At 68.0% G+C, this 18,049-nt stretch carries 16 protein-coding genes and 1 pseudogene; 5 read left to right on the forward strand and 12 right to left on the reverse strand.

Features of this window, described 5'->3' with window-relative positions; genetic code table 11:
• Positions 1-105 precede the first annotated feature (105 nt).
• The gene (locus WMF12_RS17420; RefSeq protein WP_437872658.1) at positions 106-1,098 is read left to right on the forward strand and encodes a latent transforming growth factor beta-binding protein; all 993 of its coding nucleotides are present in this window, start codon (positions 106-108) and stop codon (positions 1,096-1,098) included.
• Between the two features lie 71 nt (positions 1,099-1,169).
• Positions 1,170-2,312: an aromatic ring-hydroxylating oxygenase subunit alpha gene (locus WMF12_RS17425; protein ID WP_437872659.1), complete on the forward strand. Its 1,143-nt coding sequence runs from the start codon at positions 1,170-1,172 to the stop codon at positions 2,310-2,312.
• A 44-nt stretch (positions 2,313-2,356) separates the two neighbouring features.
• On the opposite strand, the gene WMF12_RS17430 is transcribed toward WMF12_RS17425, so the two are convergent.
• Positions 2,357-3,352, reverse strand: coding sequence for an SGNH/GDSL hydrolase family protein (locus WMF12_RS17430; protein WP_437872660.1), 996 nt, complete (start codon positions 3,350-3,352; stop codon positions 2,357-2,359).
• 193 nt (positions 3,353-3,545) lie between these two features.
• On the opposite strand from WMF12_RS17430, the pseudogene WMF12_RS17435 reads away from it, so the two are divergent.
• Together WMF12_RS17435 and WMF12_RS17440 are read left to right on the forward strand one after the other, a co-directional pair.
• Positions 3,546-3,842: pseudogene (locus WMF12_RS17435) on the forward strand (SRPBCC family protein); the annotation flags it as partial.
• A gap of 85 nt (positions 3,843-3,927) precedes the next feature.
• A complete protein-coding gene (locus tag WMF12_RS17440) occupies positions 3,928-4,746 on the forward strand; it encodes a hypothetical protein (RefSeq protein WP_437746772.1) in 819 nt (272 codons plus the stop codon).
• Positions 4,747-4,782: 36 nt separating this feature from the next.
• Here WMF12_RS17440 and WMF12_RS17445 read toward each other — a convergent pair whose 3' ends face one another.
• On the reverse strand, positions 4,783-5,946 hold the full coding sequence (locus WMF12_RS17445; protein WP_437872661.1) for a zinc-binding metallopeptidase family protein: 1,164 nt from the start codon (positions 5,944-5,946) through the stop codon (positions 4,783-4,785).
• Between the two features lie 167 nt (positions 5,947-6,113).
• Between WMF12_RS17445 and WMF12_RS17450 the strand changes: the two genes are divergently transcribed.
• Positions 6,114-6,254 carry a hypothetical protein gene (locus WMF12_RS17450; protein WP_437872662.1) on the forward strand — a complete coding sequence of 47 codons (141 nt, stop codon included), beginning with the start codon at positions 6,114-6,116 and terminating at the stop codon, positions 6,252-6,254.
• A 73-nt stretch (positions 6,255-6,327) separates the two neighbouring features.
• On the opposite strand, the gene WMF12_RS17455 is transcribed toward WMF12_RS17450, so the two are convergent.
• From WMF12_RS17455 to araA, 10 genes are all read right to left on the reverse strand, one after another.
• Positions 6,328-7,059 carry a hypothetical protein gene (locus WMF12_RS17455; protein WP_437872663.1) on the reverse strand — a complete coding sequence of 244 codons (732 nt, stop codon included), beginning with the start codon at positions 7,057-7,059 and terminating at the stop codon, positions 6,328-6,330.
• Entirely contained in the window at positions 7,047-8,300 is a 1,254-nt protein-coding gene (locus WMF12_RS17460; RefSeq protein ID WP_437872664.1) for a glycosyl hydrolase 115 family protein, read from the reverse strand. The genes WMF12_RS17455 and WMF12_RS17460 overlap by 13 nt, the downstream gene beginning before the upstream one ends.
• The gene (locus tag WMF12_RS17465) at positions 8,300-8,479 is read right to left on the reverse strand and encodes a hypothetical protein (protein ID WP_437872665.1); all 180 of its coding nucleotides are present in this window, start codon (positions 8,477-8,479) and stop codon (positions 8,300-8,302) included. The genes WMF12_RS17460 and WMF12_RS17465 overlap by 1 nt, the downstream gene beginning before the upstream one ends.
• Positions 8,480-8,551: 72 nt before the next feature.
• Positions 8,552-10,975, reverse strand: a complete 2,424-nt coding sequence (locus WMF12_RS17470) for a family 43 glycosylhydrolase (protein WP_437872666.1) — start codon at positions 10,973-10,975, stop codon at positions 8,552-8,554.
• A 129-nt stretch (positions 10,976-11,104) separates the two neighbouring features.
• Positions 11,105-12,154 (reverse strand): galactofuranose ABC transporter, permease protein YjfF, encoded by a 1,050-nt coding sequence (gene yjfF / locus WMF12_RS17475; RefSeq protein ID WP_437872667.1) that lies wholly within the window; start codon positions 12,152-12,154, stop codon positions 11,105-11,107.
• Positions 12,151-13,209 (reverse strand): ABC transporter permease, encoded by a 1,059-nt coding sequence (locus WMF12_RS17480; RefSeq protein ID WP_437872668.1) that lies wholly within the window; start codon positions 13,207-13,209, stop codon positions 12,151-12,153. The genes yjfF and WMF12_RS17480 overlap by 4 nt, the downstream gene beginning before the upstream one ends.
• Complete coding sequence (locus WMF12_RS17485) at positions 13,206-14,729, reverse strand: sugar ABC transporter ATP-binding protein (protein WP_437872669.1); 1,524 nt, start codon at positions 14,727-14,729, stop codon at positions 13,206-13,208. The genes WMF12_RS17480 and WMF12_RS17485 overlap by 4 nt, the downstream gene beginning before the upstream one ends.
• Positions 14,730-14,775: 46 nt before the next feature.
• The gene (locus WMF12_RS17490; protein ID WP_437746779.1) at positions 14,776-15,747 is read right to left on the reverse strand and encodes an ABC transporter substrate-binding protein; all 972 of its coding nucleotides are present in this window, start codon (positions 15,745-15,747) and stop codon (positions 14,776-14,778) included.
• A gap of 83 nt (positions 15,748-15,830) precedes the next feature.
• Positions 15,831-16,529, reverse strand: a complete 699-nt coding sequence (locus WMF12_RS17495) for an L-ribulose-5-phosphate 4-epimerase (protein WP_437872670.1) — start codon at positions 16,527-16,529, stop codon at positions 15,831-15,833.
• Positions 16,530-16,539: 10 nt separating this feature from the next.
• Positions 16,540-18,045 carry an L-arabinose isomerase gene (gene araA, locus WMF12_RS17500; protein ID WP_437873864.1) on the reverse strand — a complete coding sequence of 502 codons (1,506 nt, stop codon included), beginning with the start codon at positions 18,043-18,045 and terminating at the stop codon, positions 16,540-16,542.
• Positions 18,046-18,049: the final 4 nt, after the last annotated feature.

Here is an 18,049-nt window from a genome sequence, read left to right on the forward strand (position 1 = left end):
GGTGCTTCGAGTGCCAGCCATGTCGTCTTGCCCTTGCCGCGTCGCGTCGGCGCCCTGCGCCTCCGCGGACGACCTCTCATTTCAGCCAGAGGATGAGGAGACCCCATGCGTGTCCGACACGTGATGATCACAGCAGCGATCGCCGGTCTATTCGCGGCCTGCGCCAGCTCGGGGAGCGATGGTGGCAAGACCGAGCAGCCGGTCTACGGGACGGTCTGCGAGGCCCGCTGCGCCTGCGAGGACTGCTCTGGCGACAAAGAGGGCCTGTGCGAGGCCGAGGAGGAAGCCATCGCCAAGCGAGCCGAGGAGCGCTGCAAGGAAGAGCACACGGCGTACATCGACTGTGTCCGGCTGGAGGGCCGGTGCGTGGACGGTCATCACCTGGCGGAGGTCTGCAACGTCCATGCGGCGGCCCTCCAGGGCTGTCTCGATCCCACGGGCCACTGTCCCAGCGCGGGTGATGGCATCTGCGACGAGCCCCAGGGCACCGGCAAATGCCCGGCCGGGACCGACCCCGCCGACTGCCTCTCTTCCTGTCCCTTGACCGGCAACGGCACCTGCGACGAGCCCCAGGGCACGGGCCGGTGTCCGGCGGGCACGGACGTCGACGACTGCAAGCTCGCGCCGTGCGACCGCGTGCAGGACGGCGTCTGCGACGAGCCCGAGGGCACCGGGCTCTGCGCGGAGGGCACGGACGTCGCGGACTGCGCGGTAGGCGCGCCGTGCGCTTCCACGAACAACGGCGAGTGCGACGAGCCCGAAGGCACCGGTCTCTGCGAGGAGGGCACGGACCTCGCCGATTGCAACGCCACCCTGGCCTGCGACGACCTCGACGAGTGCGGCAGCGACACGAGCGGGTGCATCGGATGCGCGGTCCAGGGGAGCTGCGCCGATGAGCTCGATACGTGCACCCTCAACGACGACTGCATCCTGTTCGCTCAGTGCGCCGTGACCTGCGAGGACGGGGACGACGCCTGCTTCACCGCGTGCATGGACAGACATCCGGATGGGGCGCGGCTCTATCTCGACTACGACACATGCGTGAACTGCGACGAGTGTTATTACTCGTGCGGCAACGCCAGCATCCTCGGGTGCTGATCCGCAGCCGGCCCCCTGAGCCGATCCCGGGCGGCGCGATCCGCGCCCTCGTTCTGGTAGCATCGCCCGCCTTGCCGAAGCTCCCTCTCACCCCCGCCGATCTCGACGCGGTGCTGGCGCCGCTCCCCAGCGCCCGGCCGCTGCCCGCGCGCGTGTACTGGGACGAGGACGTCTTTGCCTTCGAGCAGGCCGAGATCTTCGGGCGCTCCTGGCTCTGCGTCGGCCGCGAGGACGAGATCGCCCGCCCAGGAGAGTGGCTGCTCGCCCCCCTCACGCCGGCGGGCGTCGTCGTCCTCCGCGGCGCCGATCTGGAGATCCGCGCGTTCCACAACGTCTGCCGCCACCGGGCGGCGACGCTGCTCGACGGCCCGTGCGGCCGCCTCGCGCACCTCGAGTGCCCGTACCACGGCTGGACCTACGAGCTCTCCGGCGCGCTGCGCGCCGCGCCCCACGCGCCGCCCGGCTTCGACCGCGGCGCGCACGGGCTCCTCCCGGCGCGCGCCGGCGCCCTCTTCGGCTTCCTCTTCGTGACGCTCGATCCCGGCGCGCCGCCGCTCGAGAGCGCGATCGGCGAGGCGCCGCCCTGGCTCTCGCGCCCCGGGCTGCGCTCGCTCCGGCGGGGCAGGCGGGTGGAGTACGAGGTCGCCGCGAACTGGAAGCTCTGCGCGGAGAACTTCCAGGAGTCTCACCATTTCCCGCGCGTGCACCCCGCGCTGGAGCGGCTGACCCCGTGCGACGACGCCGTGTCCTGGGGTCGGGGGGGCCCGTGGCTCGGCGGCGTCATGGACCTCGCGCCCGGCGCCGACACCGTCTCGACGAGCGCGGCGCCAGGCGCGCGGCCGCTCATCGTCCCCGAGGCGGAGCGGCGGCGCGTGCGCGACGCCATGCTCTTCCCGGGCCTGCTCACGAGCCTCCAGCCCGACTACCTGCTCACATACCGGCTCGCCCCGCGCGCGCCCGACCGGACGCTCGTGATCGCCGACACGTACTTCCACCCCGCGGCGTTCACGAAAGGCTTCGATCCGGGCGACGTGTTCACCTTCTGGGACGCGGTGAACCGGGAAGACCGCGCCATCTGCGAGCGGCAGCAGCGCGGGATCCGCGCGCCCGGCTACACGCCGTCGACCTACGCCATGGTGGAAGACGGCGTCCACGCCTTCGACGGCATGGTCGCGCGCAGGTACCTCTCGGCGCTCCGCGCGGGGACGGCATGAGCAAGCGCTGCGGCCGGTGGGGTCGCCCGTAGATCGATCTCTCGTTACTGCGCGACGCAGCTCGTCTTCATCACTTCCCAGACTGCATCTCCGGTGGCGATGCTACCGGCAGAGGTGGGGTGGATTCCGTCTTGCGTATACTCGTTGTGTCCGTTCCAGGTCGGACGAAGGTCCAGCCAGTAGCACTTCGGCGCCGTGAGCCCGTCGCACAATGCCTTCATCTTCGGTCGGAGCGTATCGAGGCAGGTCTTGAGGGACGCGAACTGGTTGCCGATGGGGTCTGGATAGAAGAAATAGACCACCTTCTCGACGTTGTCCTTCTCCATGGTCTCGAACAGCGACTCCGCCGCCGCGAGGGCCGCGTCGCCGTCCCCTCTCAGCAAGCAGTCGTTCCCGCCGCCATCCATCAGCACGTACTTGATCATGCCGTTCTCCGCGGCTTTGCGGTACTGGCTGGGGATCTGATCGTTGGCCAGCGTCGTGCCGCTGACCGAGTTGTCGATATAGCGGTCGTTCTCGGCGAGGGAGCCGTTGGCCTTGGCCTGCTTTTCGATCTGCTGCGTGATGCCGTGAGTCGCGGCGATGAACGATTCTCCGATGACCGCGACCTGATTTCCCTTGGTCTGGCCCTTGACGCACTCGCCCGGTTCACCGCCCGTGCCGACCGTTTCTCCTCCGCTGGCCGAGCTGCTGGCCTGCGCGGTGCTTGCATTGCTGCTGCTGCTGCTGCTGCTGCTGCTGCTCGCGGTGCTCCCGGCTGCTGCGCCTCCGGCACCGCTGGTGGCCATGTCGCCCGTGCCGACCGTGGTCTCCGCGCTGCTGGTGGTGGTCCCGTCGGGGCCGCCTCCGCCGGTCGAGGACGTACCACCGTCATTGGCCTCACCACAGGCCCAGATGCCGATGCTCAGGAGACCGAGAACGCTCAGTTTCGTAGCAACGTAGGAACGTGTCGACCTCATTTTATTTCTCCAGTGTCCGCTTGGCGCCGAGGTTTCAAGCGGCGAAAGCCACTCATTGCCTTGTGTTGACAATTCATCCATGCACCTTGTGGGCCGCGTTCGCCCGATGCAGGTGACTGCCACGACGTCGTACCCAAGCCGGCTGACTCGATGTATAGGCATACTCGCCTATGCCTCGATGCGAGACGTCACGTTCATGTTGGTGGATTGAACAATTCGGGCGAGAGTCGAATTCGGTGTCTGCGCCGCGGCTCATCCCTTCTGGGAGGCCCCGATGTGCGTTCGGTCCCGAGCGCTCCACGCCCGAGCGCGCGGCCTCCCGCCCGCGCTGCGCGTCCATGCCGTCGCGGCGGTGGATCGGCAACGTGTTCGCGACCGTGGCCTGCCCGCCGGCTGGGTCACGCGTGCGCCCGACCGGACGCTCGTGATCGCCGGCACGTACTTCCACCCTGCGGCGTTCACGCCAGGCTTCGATCCGGGCCACGAGTGCGCCTCCTGGGACGCCGTGAACCGGGAGGACCGCGCCATCTGCGCGCGCCAGCAGCGCGGGAGCCGCGCGCCGGGCCACGCCCCGTCGACCTACGCCCTGGTGGAGGAAGGCGCCCGCAGGTTTGACGGCATGGTCGCGCGCGGGTACCGCTCGGAGCGAGGACGGCATGAGCAAGCTCTGCGGCCTGTGGGGCCGCCCGTACATCGACCTGTCGCCGCTGATCGACGCGGCGTGCTTCCCCGAGCTCGATCGCGAGATCGTGCGCGGCCTCTGCCGCGTCGAGCCCTCGTACACCGGCGGCAGCCTGAAATGGATGGGCGTGGTCGCGCCCTGGGTGCACGACGACCCGTACGTGGATTACGGGGAGGTCATCGGGGGCTTCTCGCGCGACGAGTTCTGCGACTTCATTGCGCTCGGCGACGACCCGTCCGCCTTCGATCCCGACCGGCGGCGCGAGTACACGTTCGGAGACGAGACGGATCACCCGCTCACGCGGGCGCAGATGCTGTACCTGAAGTACCGCTACGGCGTCTATTTCCCCTGGAAGGTCTGCTATCATCTGCTCGAGAACGATCGCTGGGAAGACAAGCACTCGGGCTCCGGCAAGGACTTTTCGGCGGAGGCCAAGGCGATGTTCCCCCGGACGGTCGAGTTCATCCGGGGCCTGCCGTTCGTCGAGATCGGGCGGTGCGTGATCTTCGGCCTCGAGGCGAACGATCACGCGCCCGCGCACCGGGATACCGAGCCGGGGAGCGCGATCGGCGCGGCGCAGTCCATCTCGTTCGACCCGCGCGGCGACAAGCGGTTCTATGTCTGCGACAGGGCAGGGGAGGAGCGCACGGTCGTCCGCGCGCCCATCTACTGGTTCAACGACATGGATTACCACGGCGTCGAGCCGGACCCGTTCTTCCGGTACTCGATCCGCGTGGACGGCGTGTTCAAGCCGGAGTTCGTGAAGCAGCTCCAGCGCCTGTACGGGCGGTAGGCGCGGGCGAGCGCCCTGCCGTGAGTGCTCCGCCGGCTAGCGCGCCGCCGGCGAGGCCCCGTTCACCACGAGGTGGATGAACTGCAGCTTCGCCACGGCGGGGCGCGGCAGCACGAACGGGTAGAAGTCATGCTGGCCCATGCTGCGCGACATCTCGTTGAGCACGGCCGTCAGCTCCACCCAGGCGTTCAAGAAGCCCAGGAAGGTCTCGGCCCCTCGGTCGTCCGGACGCCACAGCGCGTCCGCGCCCCATGGCTCGACGTCGAGCTCCACCTCGTCGGCGTCGATGCCGAAGCTGAGCGCCGTATCGACCGTGTCGACCATGTGGAGATAGTGGGCCCAGGTCTCGGCCCAGTCTTCCCACGGGTGCATGCTGGCGTAGGCGCTGACGAAGCGTTGCGGCCAGTCGGCCGGCGGCCCCTGCTCGTAGTTGGCCTTCAGCGCGGCGGCGTAGTCCTGCTGCTCGTCGCCGAACAGCTCCCGGAACGGCGCCAGCCACCCGGTGTCGCGCACCAGGAGGTCCCAGTAATAATGGCCGACCTCGTGCCGGAAATGCCCGAGCAGCGTGCGGTAGGGCTCGCGCATCGCGGCGCGGGTGCGCTCGCGCGTGGCGTCGTCCGCCTCCTCGATGTTCAGCGTGATCACGCCGTCGGCGTGGCCCGTCATCACCCTGGGCCCGTCGGGCGGCGAGGCGAGGAAGTCGAAGCAGAGGCCGCGCTCCGGATCCTCGCCGATCTTGGACTTCACCGGCAGGTTCAGCGCCAGGAGCTGCGACACGAGCCGTCGTTTGGCCGTCTCGAGCAGGCGCCAGTGCGCCTGGTGCTCGGCGACGGAGAGATCTGGAATGGTGCGGTTGAGCCGGCACGCGGCGCAGAGCGCGGGCGCCTCCGCCGCCGCCGGGATCAGCCAGTTGCAGCCCGACGCCAGGTCGAAGTTGCCGCAGCGCCTGTAGAGCTGCGGCGCGTCCGCCGTGTCGTGCCAGATCTGCCAGGTGCCCTCGGACGGGCCGGCCTTGAGCGGCAGGACCTGGGCGCGCTCGGGCTCGTAGCCGAGCGGCGTCTTGCAGGCCAGGCATTCGCTGTTGCGGAAGAACACCGGCCTTTCGCACTGGCAGCGGTAGGCGCGCGGGGCGGTGGGCTGCTTGGTCCGCTTCCATGCGCTGCGCAGGCGCGCGATCAGACTGTCGAAGCGATTGGTCATGGTGGGTTGAGCGGCCTCGATCGTGTCGGCCTCGGCTCGCGATCGCAAGGGTCGCAAGCCGTATGCCAAGCCTGCGGCTCGACGCTCGCGACACGAGCGCAGCCCAGCGCGCTGTCGAGCCGTGCTCGAACGTCGCGGACGTCGCGGAGTGCCTCAGCGTGGCAAGAATGCCGTCAGCCCGACCCAGGTTGAACTGGGCCCAACCTGTGGTCGTGAACGTGGTCGTGGTCGTGAACGTGGTCGTGGTCGTTCACGGCCTGCCGTTGACGACCACGACCACGACCACGTTCACGACCACGACCACGTAAACGTTCGGAGGTAGGAGAACGCGGCGTGAAGGTTCGTGAACGCCTATGCGGGGAAGGGTGGGGCCGCGCGCGCCTACCGCGTCGCGCGGTAGCTCTCCGGCGGTCCCAGGTAGCTCGGCTTGAGCCCGCCCGTGTCCACCACGAGCTTCTGCACCACCACGGTCGGGTCGACCATCCAGAACTTCAGCACGTGCTCGCCCGGCTGAGCGATGGTGTGCGTGGTCGACGTGAGGTTCACGTTGTCGGACGTGTTCCTCTCCCAGGACTTGTTCATGGGAATGCCGTTGAGCGCGGTGGTGGTGTTGACGATCTGCGGCTGCCCGTCGTCGATCGACACGGCGTACTTCAGGCCGTCGGAGTGCCGCACGTTGTTCCTCGGCGACAGGTAGGCCCAGACCGTCACCTTCCCGCTCGTGAAGAGGTTCATCTTGTACTCGAGGCGCGGGCTCTCTCCGCCGGGCGTCTGCCTGGCCGCGGTGACCGGGAAGGGCGTCATGCCCGATTCCGTCCGGCCGATGTGCGGGATGAGCTGCCAGGAGATCGGATCGGCGCTCACGGCGCGGGTGAAGTGCTCGGCCTCGATGGATACGTAACCGTTGCTCTCCACGAACCCTTCGAGCGCTGCGAGGTCCACGGCCGGATTCTTGACAATGGCTTGCACGACCACGCTGCCGCCGCTCGGGCCCGTCACGGTGATGGGCACCTCCGTCGTCCCCTCGGGCGCAGCGCTCCAGTCGACGCTCACGAGGGCGCGCACCTCCTTCTCGATCTTGCCGTTGTTCGGCGTGATCTTCACCCACGGCACGGACGCCGCGATCTGGTAGTCGAAGGCCTGCTGAAGACCTCGATGTACTGCGTCGGGTGGGTCTGGAACGGGCTGAACTCGGGCAGCACCGCGGCCGTCCGCTCTGCGGGCCAGTACTTGTCGGACCCGTCGATCGCCACGCCCATGCTCGCGTTGCTCGGCACGTTGATCTGCTTGAGCGACGGCCAGATGAAGTCCTCCAGGACGGTGTTGTTCCTCTCCGGCTGCTGCCAGCCCGAGTCCGGATAGTTCCCGCCGTAGCCGATCTTGGGCTGCGTCTGGAAGCCCTTCCACTTCCCGCCGGCCAGCGTCTCGTTGTAGTAGCGCGACATCGCCTTGTCGTCGGCGAGCCGAGCCTCGGCGGCCGCGGCCATGTCGCCGGTCGCGGCGCGCCCCTGAGCGGCGTAGAGGATGCTCTTGAACCCGGCCAGGCGGAGCTCGTACAGGTTGGCGCTGGCCTTCACCTGATAGAGCACGAGCTGGTAGTAGGCGTCCCGGAACTCCTCTGGCAGCTCCTGGTTGAGGCGCTCCGCCTCGGCCGCGAGCGCCTGCCACGCCGCGACGACCCGCTCCGCCTCGCTGTAATTGGTCAGGCTGAACGGGCTGCCGTCGGAATAGACGATGGCGTTGTTCGGGTCCTGGGCGATGTTGGCGCCGGCCCTGACGGTGATGAGCCGGTTGAGCAGCTCGGGCTTCCGGCGCGACTGGAGCCTCGAGTACATGGTCAGGACCTCGGCGATCTCGGCCGCGTGCTCCGGCCCGAACTGCTGCGCCGCCCACTTCCGCTCCCACACGGGGAGCCGCTCGATCGGCCACCGCTCGGGGTTCCACGCGTAGTCCAGGAAGAACTCGAGCGGGTGCTCCTCGTTCTTCATGTCGCCCACGTTCACCATCCAGAGCCGATCGACGCCATAGCGGTACGACAGGTGGAGCTGCTCCCGGATGTTGGGGAGGAGGTTGGTGTCCACCCACTTGTAGTTCCGGCCGCCGCCCACGTAGTCGAAGTGGTAGTAGAGGCCGTACCCGCCGGACCGCGGCTGCGCGGACAGATCGGGCAGCTCGCGCATGTTGCCCCAGTTGTCGTCGCACCAGTTGATGATCACGTCGTCCGGCGCCCGCATGCCGTCGTCCCAGAAGGCCTGGACCTCCTTGTAGAGCGTCCAGACCTGCGGGATGGTGGTGACGTCCTTGCCCGTGACCTGGCCCAGGATCTCCCGCTGCGTCTTCACGATCCGCTGCATCAGATCGATGTTGCCGCCGTTGTCGATGGGGAGGTGGCCGGGATCTCGTCGAGCGAGACCTGCGGTTCGATCTGGGTGACCCGGCCGATATCGGCCTTGAGATCGTTCACAACCCGGATGACGCCCGGGTGATCGCTCGAGCTCACGACGAGCGGCGCGGCCTTGCCCTCCGCGGCCATGGGGAAGCTGTCGGGGCTGGGCTCGAACGCGACGTACTTCCGCCGGCGGCTTTGCCACCCGTGGCGGGCAGGTCAGTTGGTGGGCACGAAACGCAGCGATGCGAGGCGCACGAGCTCGCCCTGGCCGCCCTTCACCTTCAAGTAGACCTCGTGCGTGCCCGACGTGGGCGCCACGTTGCACGTCGTCGTCGTCCACTTCTCCCAGCCGTCGGTACCGGGGAGGGCGCAGGTGCCGATCATCGAGCCGCCTGCCAGCGGATCGATCCAGACCTCCACGGTGCCGCCGTCCCCGGCGCTCGAGGCCTCCAGCGCGATCGCCTTCGACTGTACACCCCCGCTGCCGAGGTCGACGCTCCCGAACATGGCCCAATCGCCGTTCTCCAGATCACCGAGCACCGGTCCCGCCGACGTGCTCGACACGACGTGGGCGCCGGACTGCTGGTCCGCCTCCGCGGCCGGGATCGGGGTGAATCCGTCACGATAGGTGAACAGGTCGAAGTAGGCACGGCTATTGGTCGCGAACATGCCGGCCTGGTTGCCAATCCAGGTGTGAGCCATGGCATAGAACCCGTCGAGCGTGGAGACGTCGATCTCGGGGCCTACCTGGGTCCATTCGACTCCATCCGTGCTGAACCAGCCCGTAGCCTTGTGCTCGGAGCGGACCAGCTTCAGCCAGACCGCTTTCCCGGAGGGGGCGGGGACCGACGCGCCCACTACGACCGGCTCGGCAAGCTCGGTGTACGCAGCCCCCGCCTCGGCCGGGGCCTGCACCGAGCGCGACCGGAAGGAGAAGCGAATCCTGTCTTCCTCGCCCTCCATGACCCGCGCCACCGAGACGTCCATGATGGCGGGGAGCCTGAACTTCTCGCTGTCGTTCATCCACGTCGGGCAGGAAAGCACCTGCTCGTCCTGCCAGTAGCCGTTGCCCACGCGGATGCCGGCCGCGTCCCCGTCGGCCGCGGGCGTGAACTCGACCTTCGCGATCATGCTGCTCGAGTGCAGCGTGTCCTTCTGAACGACCCACGCGGTCCCTCCGGCACCCGGCGTGATCCGCAGCCACCCCGGGCGATCCGCCACCGAGTACTTGTCCTCCGACGCGCCGTAGGTGGTCCACGCGGAGTTGATCGTGGCCGACGAGAAATCGTCGTTCACGGGCAGCAGGAAGGGCACGCCGCTCTGCGGCAGCTTGGGCGCGGACAGATCGCCCTTCTTGGTCGGGTATCGCGGGACCGGGATCGTCTTCCCGTTCACCTCTTGGTCGACCCAGGTCACCTCCAGCAGCAGCCCCTCGCGGCCAAGCCCCTGCCAGTCGCCGTTCTTCGAGGTCTTGGTGTCGTCGGTTCCCACGTTGCTGCAGTCGTACGAGTGGGCAAAGGCCCACCACGAGCCGTCCTCCAGCGCGATCGGCGACGTGGTGTGCTGGACGCCGGCGTACGGCTCCTCGCCGGTAAGGACATAGCCGAGCCACGTCCAGTCCTCGGGGGTGCTGCCGACCAGCTTCTTCGACGCCCAGGCGTGCAGCTGGCCGCCGCAGGCCGTGTGCGTCGAGACGAAGTAGTAGTACCACTCGCCGCGCTTGGCCATCGTCGGCCCCTCGGCCCACTTGCTCCAGTCAGGATTCGTGAAGTCGCCGCAGCCGCCGGTCTCCTGGTCCCAGTTGATGAAGCTCATGTCGATGCTCGACTCGGGCAGCAGCATCCCGGTGTCGGGATCGATCTCCGTGACCAGGTTGATGCCGAAGTCGTTGGGGTGATCCGCGTCCCATTTGCACAGGCCGTTCTTGATGATCATGTACGTCTTGCCGCTGTCGGGATCGACGAACACCGAGTTGTCGGAGCCGGTCCCTCGTTCGTACGAGGTCTCGCTGCCGGGCGGCGTGTAGGGGAAGATGTCGACCTTGGTGGGCTCTGACCACGGGCCCTCGAGGCTCGGCGCCGAGGAGAAATGCTGGGTGGCCCCGATGGAGTAATAGACCCGGTACACATCGCCGGCCTTGACGATGAAGCCGCCCCAGGTGCCCTGGCCCGGGCCGAGCTGCGCCTCCAGCGCGGGAGCGGTGGAGTGGACCACCCGGTTCATGCGCTCCCAGTGGAGGAGATCCGTCGAGTGCAGGATCTCGAAGGCGGGCATCATGTGGAAATTCGACCCGACCAGGTAGAAGTCGTCGCCTTCCCGGTAGATGTTCATGTCCGGGTGATCACCGGGCAGAACGGGGTTCTGGTAGGTCGTCACCTCGAAGGCCGCATCGCCGTCGCCGCCCGCCCCACCGCCGCCGGCGTTCGGAGAGCCACCCGTGCCCCCGGAGCCGCCGTCGCCGCCGCCGTCGCCGCCGTCGCCGCCGGTTCCACCTCCGGATCCGCCCTGACTTGAGGAGCTTCCCGAGGTTGGTCCGGACGAGGTGCTAGATCCCGCCGGGCTGGGATTGGGCTCGTCCGAGCCGCACCCGATCGCGATCAATCCAACGAAAGTGACAATCCCTGCTGCATAAGAGCGCACGATGACCTCTCAGTTCCTTGTTGTGGACCCTTGAATTCCCGAGGGCTTCCGAAATGATCAATGAACGGGCACGAAAGTGCCTATCGGCGCCACACGGACCTTGGCGGAACGCACTTCATCCCCGTCGTGTCACGCCGTACGGGCGCGCCGCTCGAAGACCCGCTGGAGCAGGCAGGCGACCAGGAGGAGGAGGCCGATGACGATCTTGGTCCACCAGGAACTGAGCGTGCCCTCGAACATGATGAGGGTCTGGATGGTGCCGTAGATGAGCACGCCGAAGAGGGTGCCGACGACCGTGCCGTGGCCGCCGGTCAGCAGGGTCCCGCCGATGACGACGGCGGCGATGGCGTCCATCTCCATTCCGCCGGCGTGCAGCGCGTAGCCGGACACCATGTAGAACGTGAAGGCGACGCCCGCCAGCGCCGAGCAGAACCCGCTCAAGGTATAGATGAGCACCTTGGTCCGCGGCACCGGCAGGCCCATGAGCAGGGCGGATTGTTCGCTGCCGCCGATCGCATAGACCGTGCGGCCGAAGCTCGTGTAGTGGGCGATGTAGATGGCCGCGGCGAACAGCGCGAGCGCGATGACCACGTTCCAGGTGATCGAGGTGTCGAACAGGAACGGGATGCGGTGCGACGAGACGTCGACGTAGAAGCCGTTGCGGATCGTGATGGAGTCGATGCTGATGAGGTAACAGAGCCCGCGCGCCAGGAACATGCCCGCCAGCGTGACGATGAAGGGCTGCACCTTGAAGTACTGGATGACGAGCCCCATCACGAGGCCGATGCCCGAGCCCATGGCCAGCACGAGCGGGATGACCACGGCAGGGCTCAAGCCGTGCTTCTCGACGAGCGACGCCGAGACCATCGTGGTCAGCGCGATGACCGAGCCGACCGAGAGGTCGATCCCGCCGGAGAGGATGACGAAGGTCATCCCGATGGCGGTGATCAAAAGGAACGCATTGTCGATGAAGAAGTTGAGGAACACCTGCAGCGAGAAGAACCCGTCGAACAGGTACGACCCTGCCGCGAACATGAGCACGAACAGGCTGCTGGTGACCGCGAGCGGCAGGTGCCTCGGGTCGATCCGGACGGAGCGCCCGGTCGCGGCGGTGGTGCCGCTCCGTCCGGTCGCGGCGATGGTGCCGCTCCGTCCGGTCACGGCGGCGGTGTCGATCATGGTGTGACCACCCTCCTCGTCCGTTGCTTTGCGATGAGATCCCTGACCTTCTGCGATTGCACGATGGTGATCAGGAAGACGACGAGCGCCTTCACCACCAGGTTGACCTCCGGGGGCACGCCGACCGAGTAGATGGTGGTGGTGAGCGTCTGGATGGTCAGGGCGCCGATGACGCTCCCCGCCAGCGTGAACTTGCCCCCGGAGAGCGATGTCCCGCCCAGGACCACGGCCAGGATGGCGTCGAGCTCGAAGAGGAGGCCCGCGTTGTTCCCGTCGGCGCTCTTGACGTTCGAGCTCACGATGAGCCCGGCGATGCCGGCGCACAGGCCGCACACGGCGTAACAGGCGAAGGTGATCGTGCGCGCGCGGATCCCGGCCAGCCGCGAGGCGACCGGGTTCACGCCGATCGCCTCGATGAACATGCCGAGCGCGGTCTTGCGGGTCAAGAGCCAGACGACGGCGCTCACGCCCGCCACGATGAACAGCGAGACCGGGATGCCCAGGAGGAAGCCGTTCCCGATGACGTGATACGGGCTGTAGTAGATGGTGATGATCTGGCCGCCCGTGATGAGCTGGGCGATGCCTCGCCCCGTGACGAGCAGGATCAGGGTCGCGATGATCGGCTGCATGCCGAAGATCGACACCAGCGTGCCGTTCCACATGCCGAGCGCCAGCGCCACGCCCAGCGCGCTCCAGACGACGATCGGCAGCGGGACACGCGTCGCGTCCGCCATGCCGGTCCCGCCGCTCGGCGAGAGCTCGCCGCCGATCAGCACCGCCGCGACCGCGCCAGAGATGGCCACGACCGCGCCGACGGAGATGTCGATGCCGCGGGTGGCGATCACCAGGGTGAGCCCCATGGCGATGATCATGAGCGGCGATGCGCGGTTCAGGATGTCGATGACGCTGCCGTAGAGGTGGCCGTCCTTGACCGTGATCGCGAAGAACTGCGGATTGCTGACGAGGTTGAACAGCAGGAGGGAGCCGAGCATCGCCAGCGGCCAGAACGTGCTCCCGCTGGCGAGCCGGCGCAGGGAGGCGGCGGCCGCGCTCACGGCTGACCTCCCGCGATGATCTGGTAGACCGCCTGCTCGTCGGTCTTGTCCGTGGCGAGCTCCGCCACCTTGCGCCGGTCGCGCAGGACGACGACCTGGTCCGAGTAGCGCAGCGCCTCGGCCATCTCCGAGGAGACGAGCACCACCGCCATGCCCCGATCGCAGAGCTCCATGACCTTGCCCATGATCTCGCCCTTGGCCGCCACGTCGATGCCGCGGGTCGGCTCGTCGAGGATGAGCATGCGCGGATCGGTCGCCAGCCAGCGAGCCAGGAGCGCCTTCTGCTGGTTGCCGCCGCTCAGCTTGGAGATGGGCACCTCCGCGTCGGCGGCCACGATGCCGAGCCGCTGGATGTAGCGGCCGGCGATGTCGTCCTGCTCGTCCCGGGACAGGTTGCGGAAGATGCCGCGCTTGGCCTGGAGGGCGACGACGATGTTCTCGCGCAGCGAGAGGTCGCCGAGGATCCCCTCGACCTTCCGGTCCTCGGGGCAGAAGCCGAGGCCGCGCGCGATCGCGTCGAGCGGCGAGCCGATGCGCGCCGGCTCCCCGTCGATCTCGATGGATCCCTGGTCCGCCCCGTCGAGCCCGAACAAGAGCCGCACCGTCTCCGTCTTTCCGGCGCCGAGGAGGCCGGCGAGGCCGAGCGCTTCGCCGCGCTGCACGTCGAGATCGACATCGCTGACCGAGCCCTTCTTGCCGAGCCCTCGCGCCCGCAACAGGGGCGCCTGCCCGCCCGCCGGCATCGTCGCCCGCGCGCGCTCGGCCCGGGCCGGGCCGTCCTCCGCGACCTCGCGCCCGACCATCCGCGTGACGAGCTCCATGCGCGACAGCTCGGCGGCCGGCGTCTCGCTGACCAGCTGACCGTTCCTCAGCACCGTGATCCGGTCGGAGATCTCGAACACCTGGTCGAGGAAGTGCGAGATGAACAGGATCGCCATCCCCTGCGCCTTGAGCCGCTGGATGACCGAGAAGAGCGTCTTCACCTCGTCCTCGGCCAGGCTCGAGGTCGGCTCGTCGAGGACGAGGATCTTCGCCTTGGCGCAGAGCGCGCGGGCGATCGCGACGAGCTGCTGCACGGCGATCGAGAAGGTCGAGAGCGGCGCGGTGACGTCGACGTGGATGTTGAGGTCCGAGAGCAGGGCGCTCGCCTTCCGGCGCATCTCCCCCCACCGGATCGCGAAGACGCCGGCGTCCTCGCGCCCGAGGAAGATGTTCTCGGCCACGGAGAGGTTGGGGCAGAGGTTCACCTCCTGGAACACGGCGCTGATGCCGAGCGCCTGCGCGTCCTGCGGGCTCGAGGGCCTGATCTCCCGGCCCTCGAGCAGGATCTGCCCGTCATCCGGGGGGTGGACGCCGGTCAGGACCTTGACCAGCGTCGATTTGCCCGCGCCGTTCTGCCCCATGAGGGTGTGCACCTCCCCGGGCAGCATGCGAAAATCGACGGAAGAGAGCGCCTGTACGCCAGGAAATCCCTTGGAGATCCGCTTCATCTCGAGCACGGGCACGGCTCCGCTCTGCATCGCTCACGTCCTCCCCGGCGGCCTCCGCGGCGCCACCGTTACGCGCTCAGTACTTGCGCTTCGGGAACTCCTGGGCGGCCGTCTCCATCGGGAAGACGCCCTCCTCGGTGACGATGCGCTTCGGCAGCTGCTTGCCCGCCATCAGGTCCTTCACAGCGCTCATCAGCTGCGGCCCGAGGAGGGGGCTGCACTCGACCGTCACGTTGAGCTTGCCCGCCATCATCGCCTCGAACGCGCCCTTCACCGCGTCGATCGAGATGATGAGGATGTCCTTGCCGGGGCGGAGCCCCGCCTCCTCGATGGCCTGGATCGCGCCGATCGCCATGTCGTCGTTGTGGGCGTAGAGGACGTTGATGTTCTTGCCCTCCGCCTTGAGGAAGGCCTCCATGACCTCCTTGCCCTTGGCGCGCGTGAAGTCGCCCGTCTGCGAGCGGATGATCTTGAACTGGGGCTTGTCCTTGATGATCTCCTCGAACCCCTTCTTGCGATCGATCGCGGGGGCCGAGCCGACGGTGCCCTGCAGCTCGACGATGTTGATCGGGTCCTTCTGGTCCTTCGTCTTCTCGACCAGCCACTTCGCCGCGCGGCGGCCCTCCTCGACGAAGTCCGACCCCATGAAGCTGACCCAGAGGGTGTCGTCCTTCGTGTCCACCGCGCGATCGGTCAGGATGACGGGGATCTTGGCCTCCTTGGCCTCGCGCAGGACGGGCTCCCAGCCGGTCTCGACCACGGGCGAGAACGCGATGACGTCGACCTTCTGGGCGATGAACGACCGGATGGCCTTGATCTGGTTCTCCTGCTTCTGCTGCGCGTCGGAGAGCTTGAGATCGATCCCGGCCGCCTTGGCGGACTCCTCGATCGACTTCGTGTTCGCGGTCCGCCACTCGCTCTCCGCGCCGATCTGGGAGAACCCGAGCGTGATCTGCTTATTTTCCTTCTGACAGCCCTGCCCGACCAGGATCAGCGCCAGCCCTGCCAGCGCCACCATCCCCGTGGTGACAAAGTTTCTCCTCTTCATGGCGCAGCTCGTCTCCTCTCGTCCATCGCCTCGTTCCATGAGGCACCTCGCTCATCCTCGCCGTCGTCCCCCGACGTCCGGCGTCACTTCTGCCCGTAATACGCCCTCTTCCCGTGCTTCCGGTCGAAGTGCTTGCGCACGAGCGCGTCGGGCAGGCGCGCGGCGCCCGGGTGGATCGTGCGGGTGATGAACGCCATCCTCGCGATCTCCTCGAGCACCGCCGCATTGTACACCGCCTTCTCGGCGTCCTCTCCCCACGCGAAGGGGCCGTGTCCCGCCACCAGCACCATGGGTGTGTGAAGCGGGTTACGATCCCTGAAGCACTCGATGATCTGCTTCCCCGTCTCCGTCTCGTAGTCGCCCTCCACGGCGTCCGGCCGCATCACCTCGGTGCAGGGTACGTCCTCGGCCAGGTGATCCGCGTGCGTCGTACCGTAGATCGGGATCGGCGTGCCTGTCTGCGCCCAACCAGTCGCGTAGGTCGAGTGCGTGTGCACCACGCCACCCAACCCGCGGAAGCTCGCGTAGAGAACGATATGCGTCCTGGTGTCCGAGGAGGGGCGGAGGTGTCCCTCCACCACCTTCCCCTCCAGATCGACCACGACCATGTCGTCGGCCGACAGCCGATCGTAAGGGACGCCACTCGGCTTGATCGCCAGGACGCCCCTGTCGCGATCGAACGCCGAGACGTTGCCGAACGTGTAGATCGCGAGCCCCATGCGCGGGATCTCCATGTTCGCCGTGAAGGCGCGCTCGCGCAGCTCTCGATAGGTCGCGCTCACGTCGTGGCCCTCAGTGCGCCAGCCGGTAGGCGAGATCGTTCCAGCGGAGCTCGTTCTTGAGCGCGCGGATGTCGGTCCCTTCGCCGATGCGGACCAGCTCGACGCCGGCGATGGAGGCGAAGTCCTCCACGTGCGCCATGGTCACGGCGCGGCTGTGGGCGCAGTGATGGGCGCCTCCAGCCAGGATCCACGCCTCGCAGGCGAGCCTGAAATCAGGCTTCGGGATCCACACCGCGCGCGCCACGGGCAACTTCGGCATCGCCCTGTCGGGCGCCACCGACTCGAGCTCGTTGGCGACGATCCGCATGCGGCCGCCCATGTCGATCATGGCAACGTTCACAGCGGGCCCGACCCCGGCGTCGAAGACGAGCCGGCACGGGTCCCCCTTGCCGCCGATCGAGAGCGGGTGGATCTCCAGCGACGGCCTCCCGGCGGCGATCGACGGACAGATCTCCAGCATGTGGGCGCCGAGGACGCGCTCTCGCCCCTGGACCAGGTGATACGTGTAGTCCTCCATGAAGGAGACGCCCCCGCGCAGGCCCGTCGCCATGATCTTCAGGGCGCGGACCAGGCCGCAGGACTTCCAGTCGCCCTCCGCCCCGAAGCCGTAGCCGTCGTCCATGAGCCGCTGCACCGCGAGGCCGGGGAGCTGCTTGAGCCCGTGCAGATCCTCGAAGGTCGTGGTGAAGCCGCCGAAGCCGCCCTCCTTCAGGAAGGAGCGCATCGCCGCCTCCTGCCTCGCCGCGTACCGCAGATCGCCGTGGCGATCTCCGCCCCTCCTCAGGGCGGGGGCGATGGTGTACGCCTCGTCGTACTCCGCCACCAGGCGATCGACCTCGCGCTCGTCGACCTCGGCGATGCGCCCCACGAGATCGCCCACGCCATAGCCGTTCACCGACCAGCCGAACCTGACCTGCGCCTCGACGCGGTCGCCGCCGGTGACGGCCACCTCTCTCATGTTCATGCCGCCGAAGCGCGCGATCTTGAGCCGCCGCCCGTCGAGGATGGCGCAGGCGGCGCGCGCCCAGATGTCGAGCTTGGCGAGGACGTCGCCGTCCGTCCAGTGGCCGACGATGACCCTCCGGTCGATGCGCAAGCGAGCGCCGATGTACCCGAACTCGCGGTCCCCGTGGGCCGACTGGTTCAGGTTCATGAAGTCCATATCGATGCTGTCCCAGGGCAGCTCGCGGCCGTACTGCGTGTGCAGGTGCGCGATCGGCTTCTCCAGGCGCTTGAGCCCCGCGATCCACATCTTCGCGGGAGAGAACGTGTGCATCCACGTGATCACGCCGGCGCACCGCGGCGACGCGTTGGCCTCGCGACAGACGGCGAGGATCGCCTCGGAGCTCTTGAGCGTCGGCTTCCAGACGACCCTGACCGGGAGCTTGCCCGAGGCGTCGAGGGACGCGGCGATCTCCCGCGCGTGTTCGGCGACCTGCTTCAGCGCCTCCTCACCGTAGAGGTCCTGACTGCCGGTCAAGAACCACACCTCGAAGCCTTCTCGAAGATCCTGCATGGCG

Origin of the sequence: Sorangium sp. So ce363 (genome assembly GCF_051520435.1) — a bacterium.
Classification (GTDB): domain Bacteria; phylum Myxococcota_A; class Polyangia; order Polyangiales; family Polyangiaceae; genus Sorangium; species Sorangium cellulosum_B.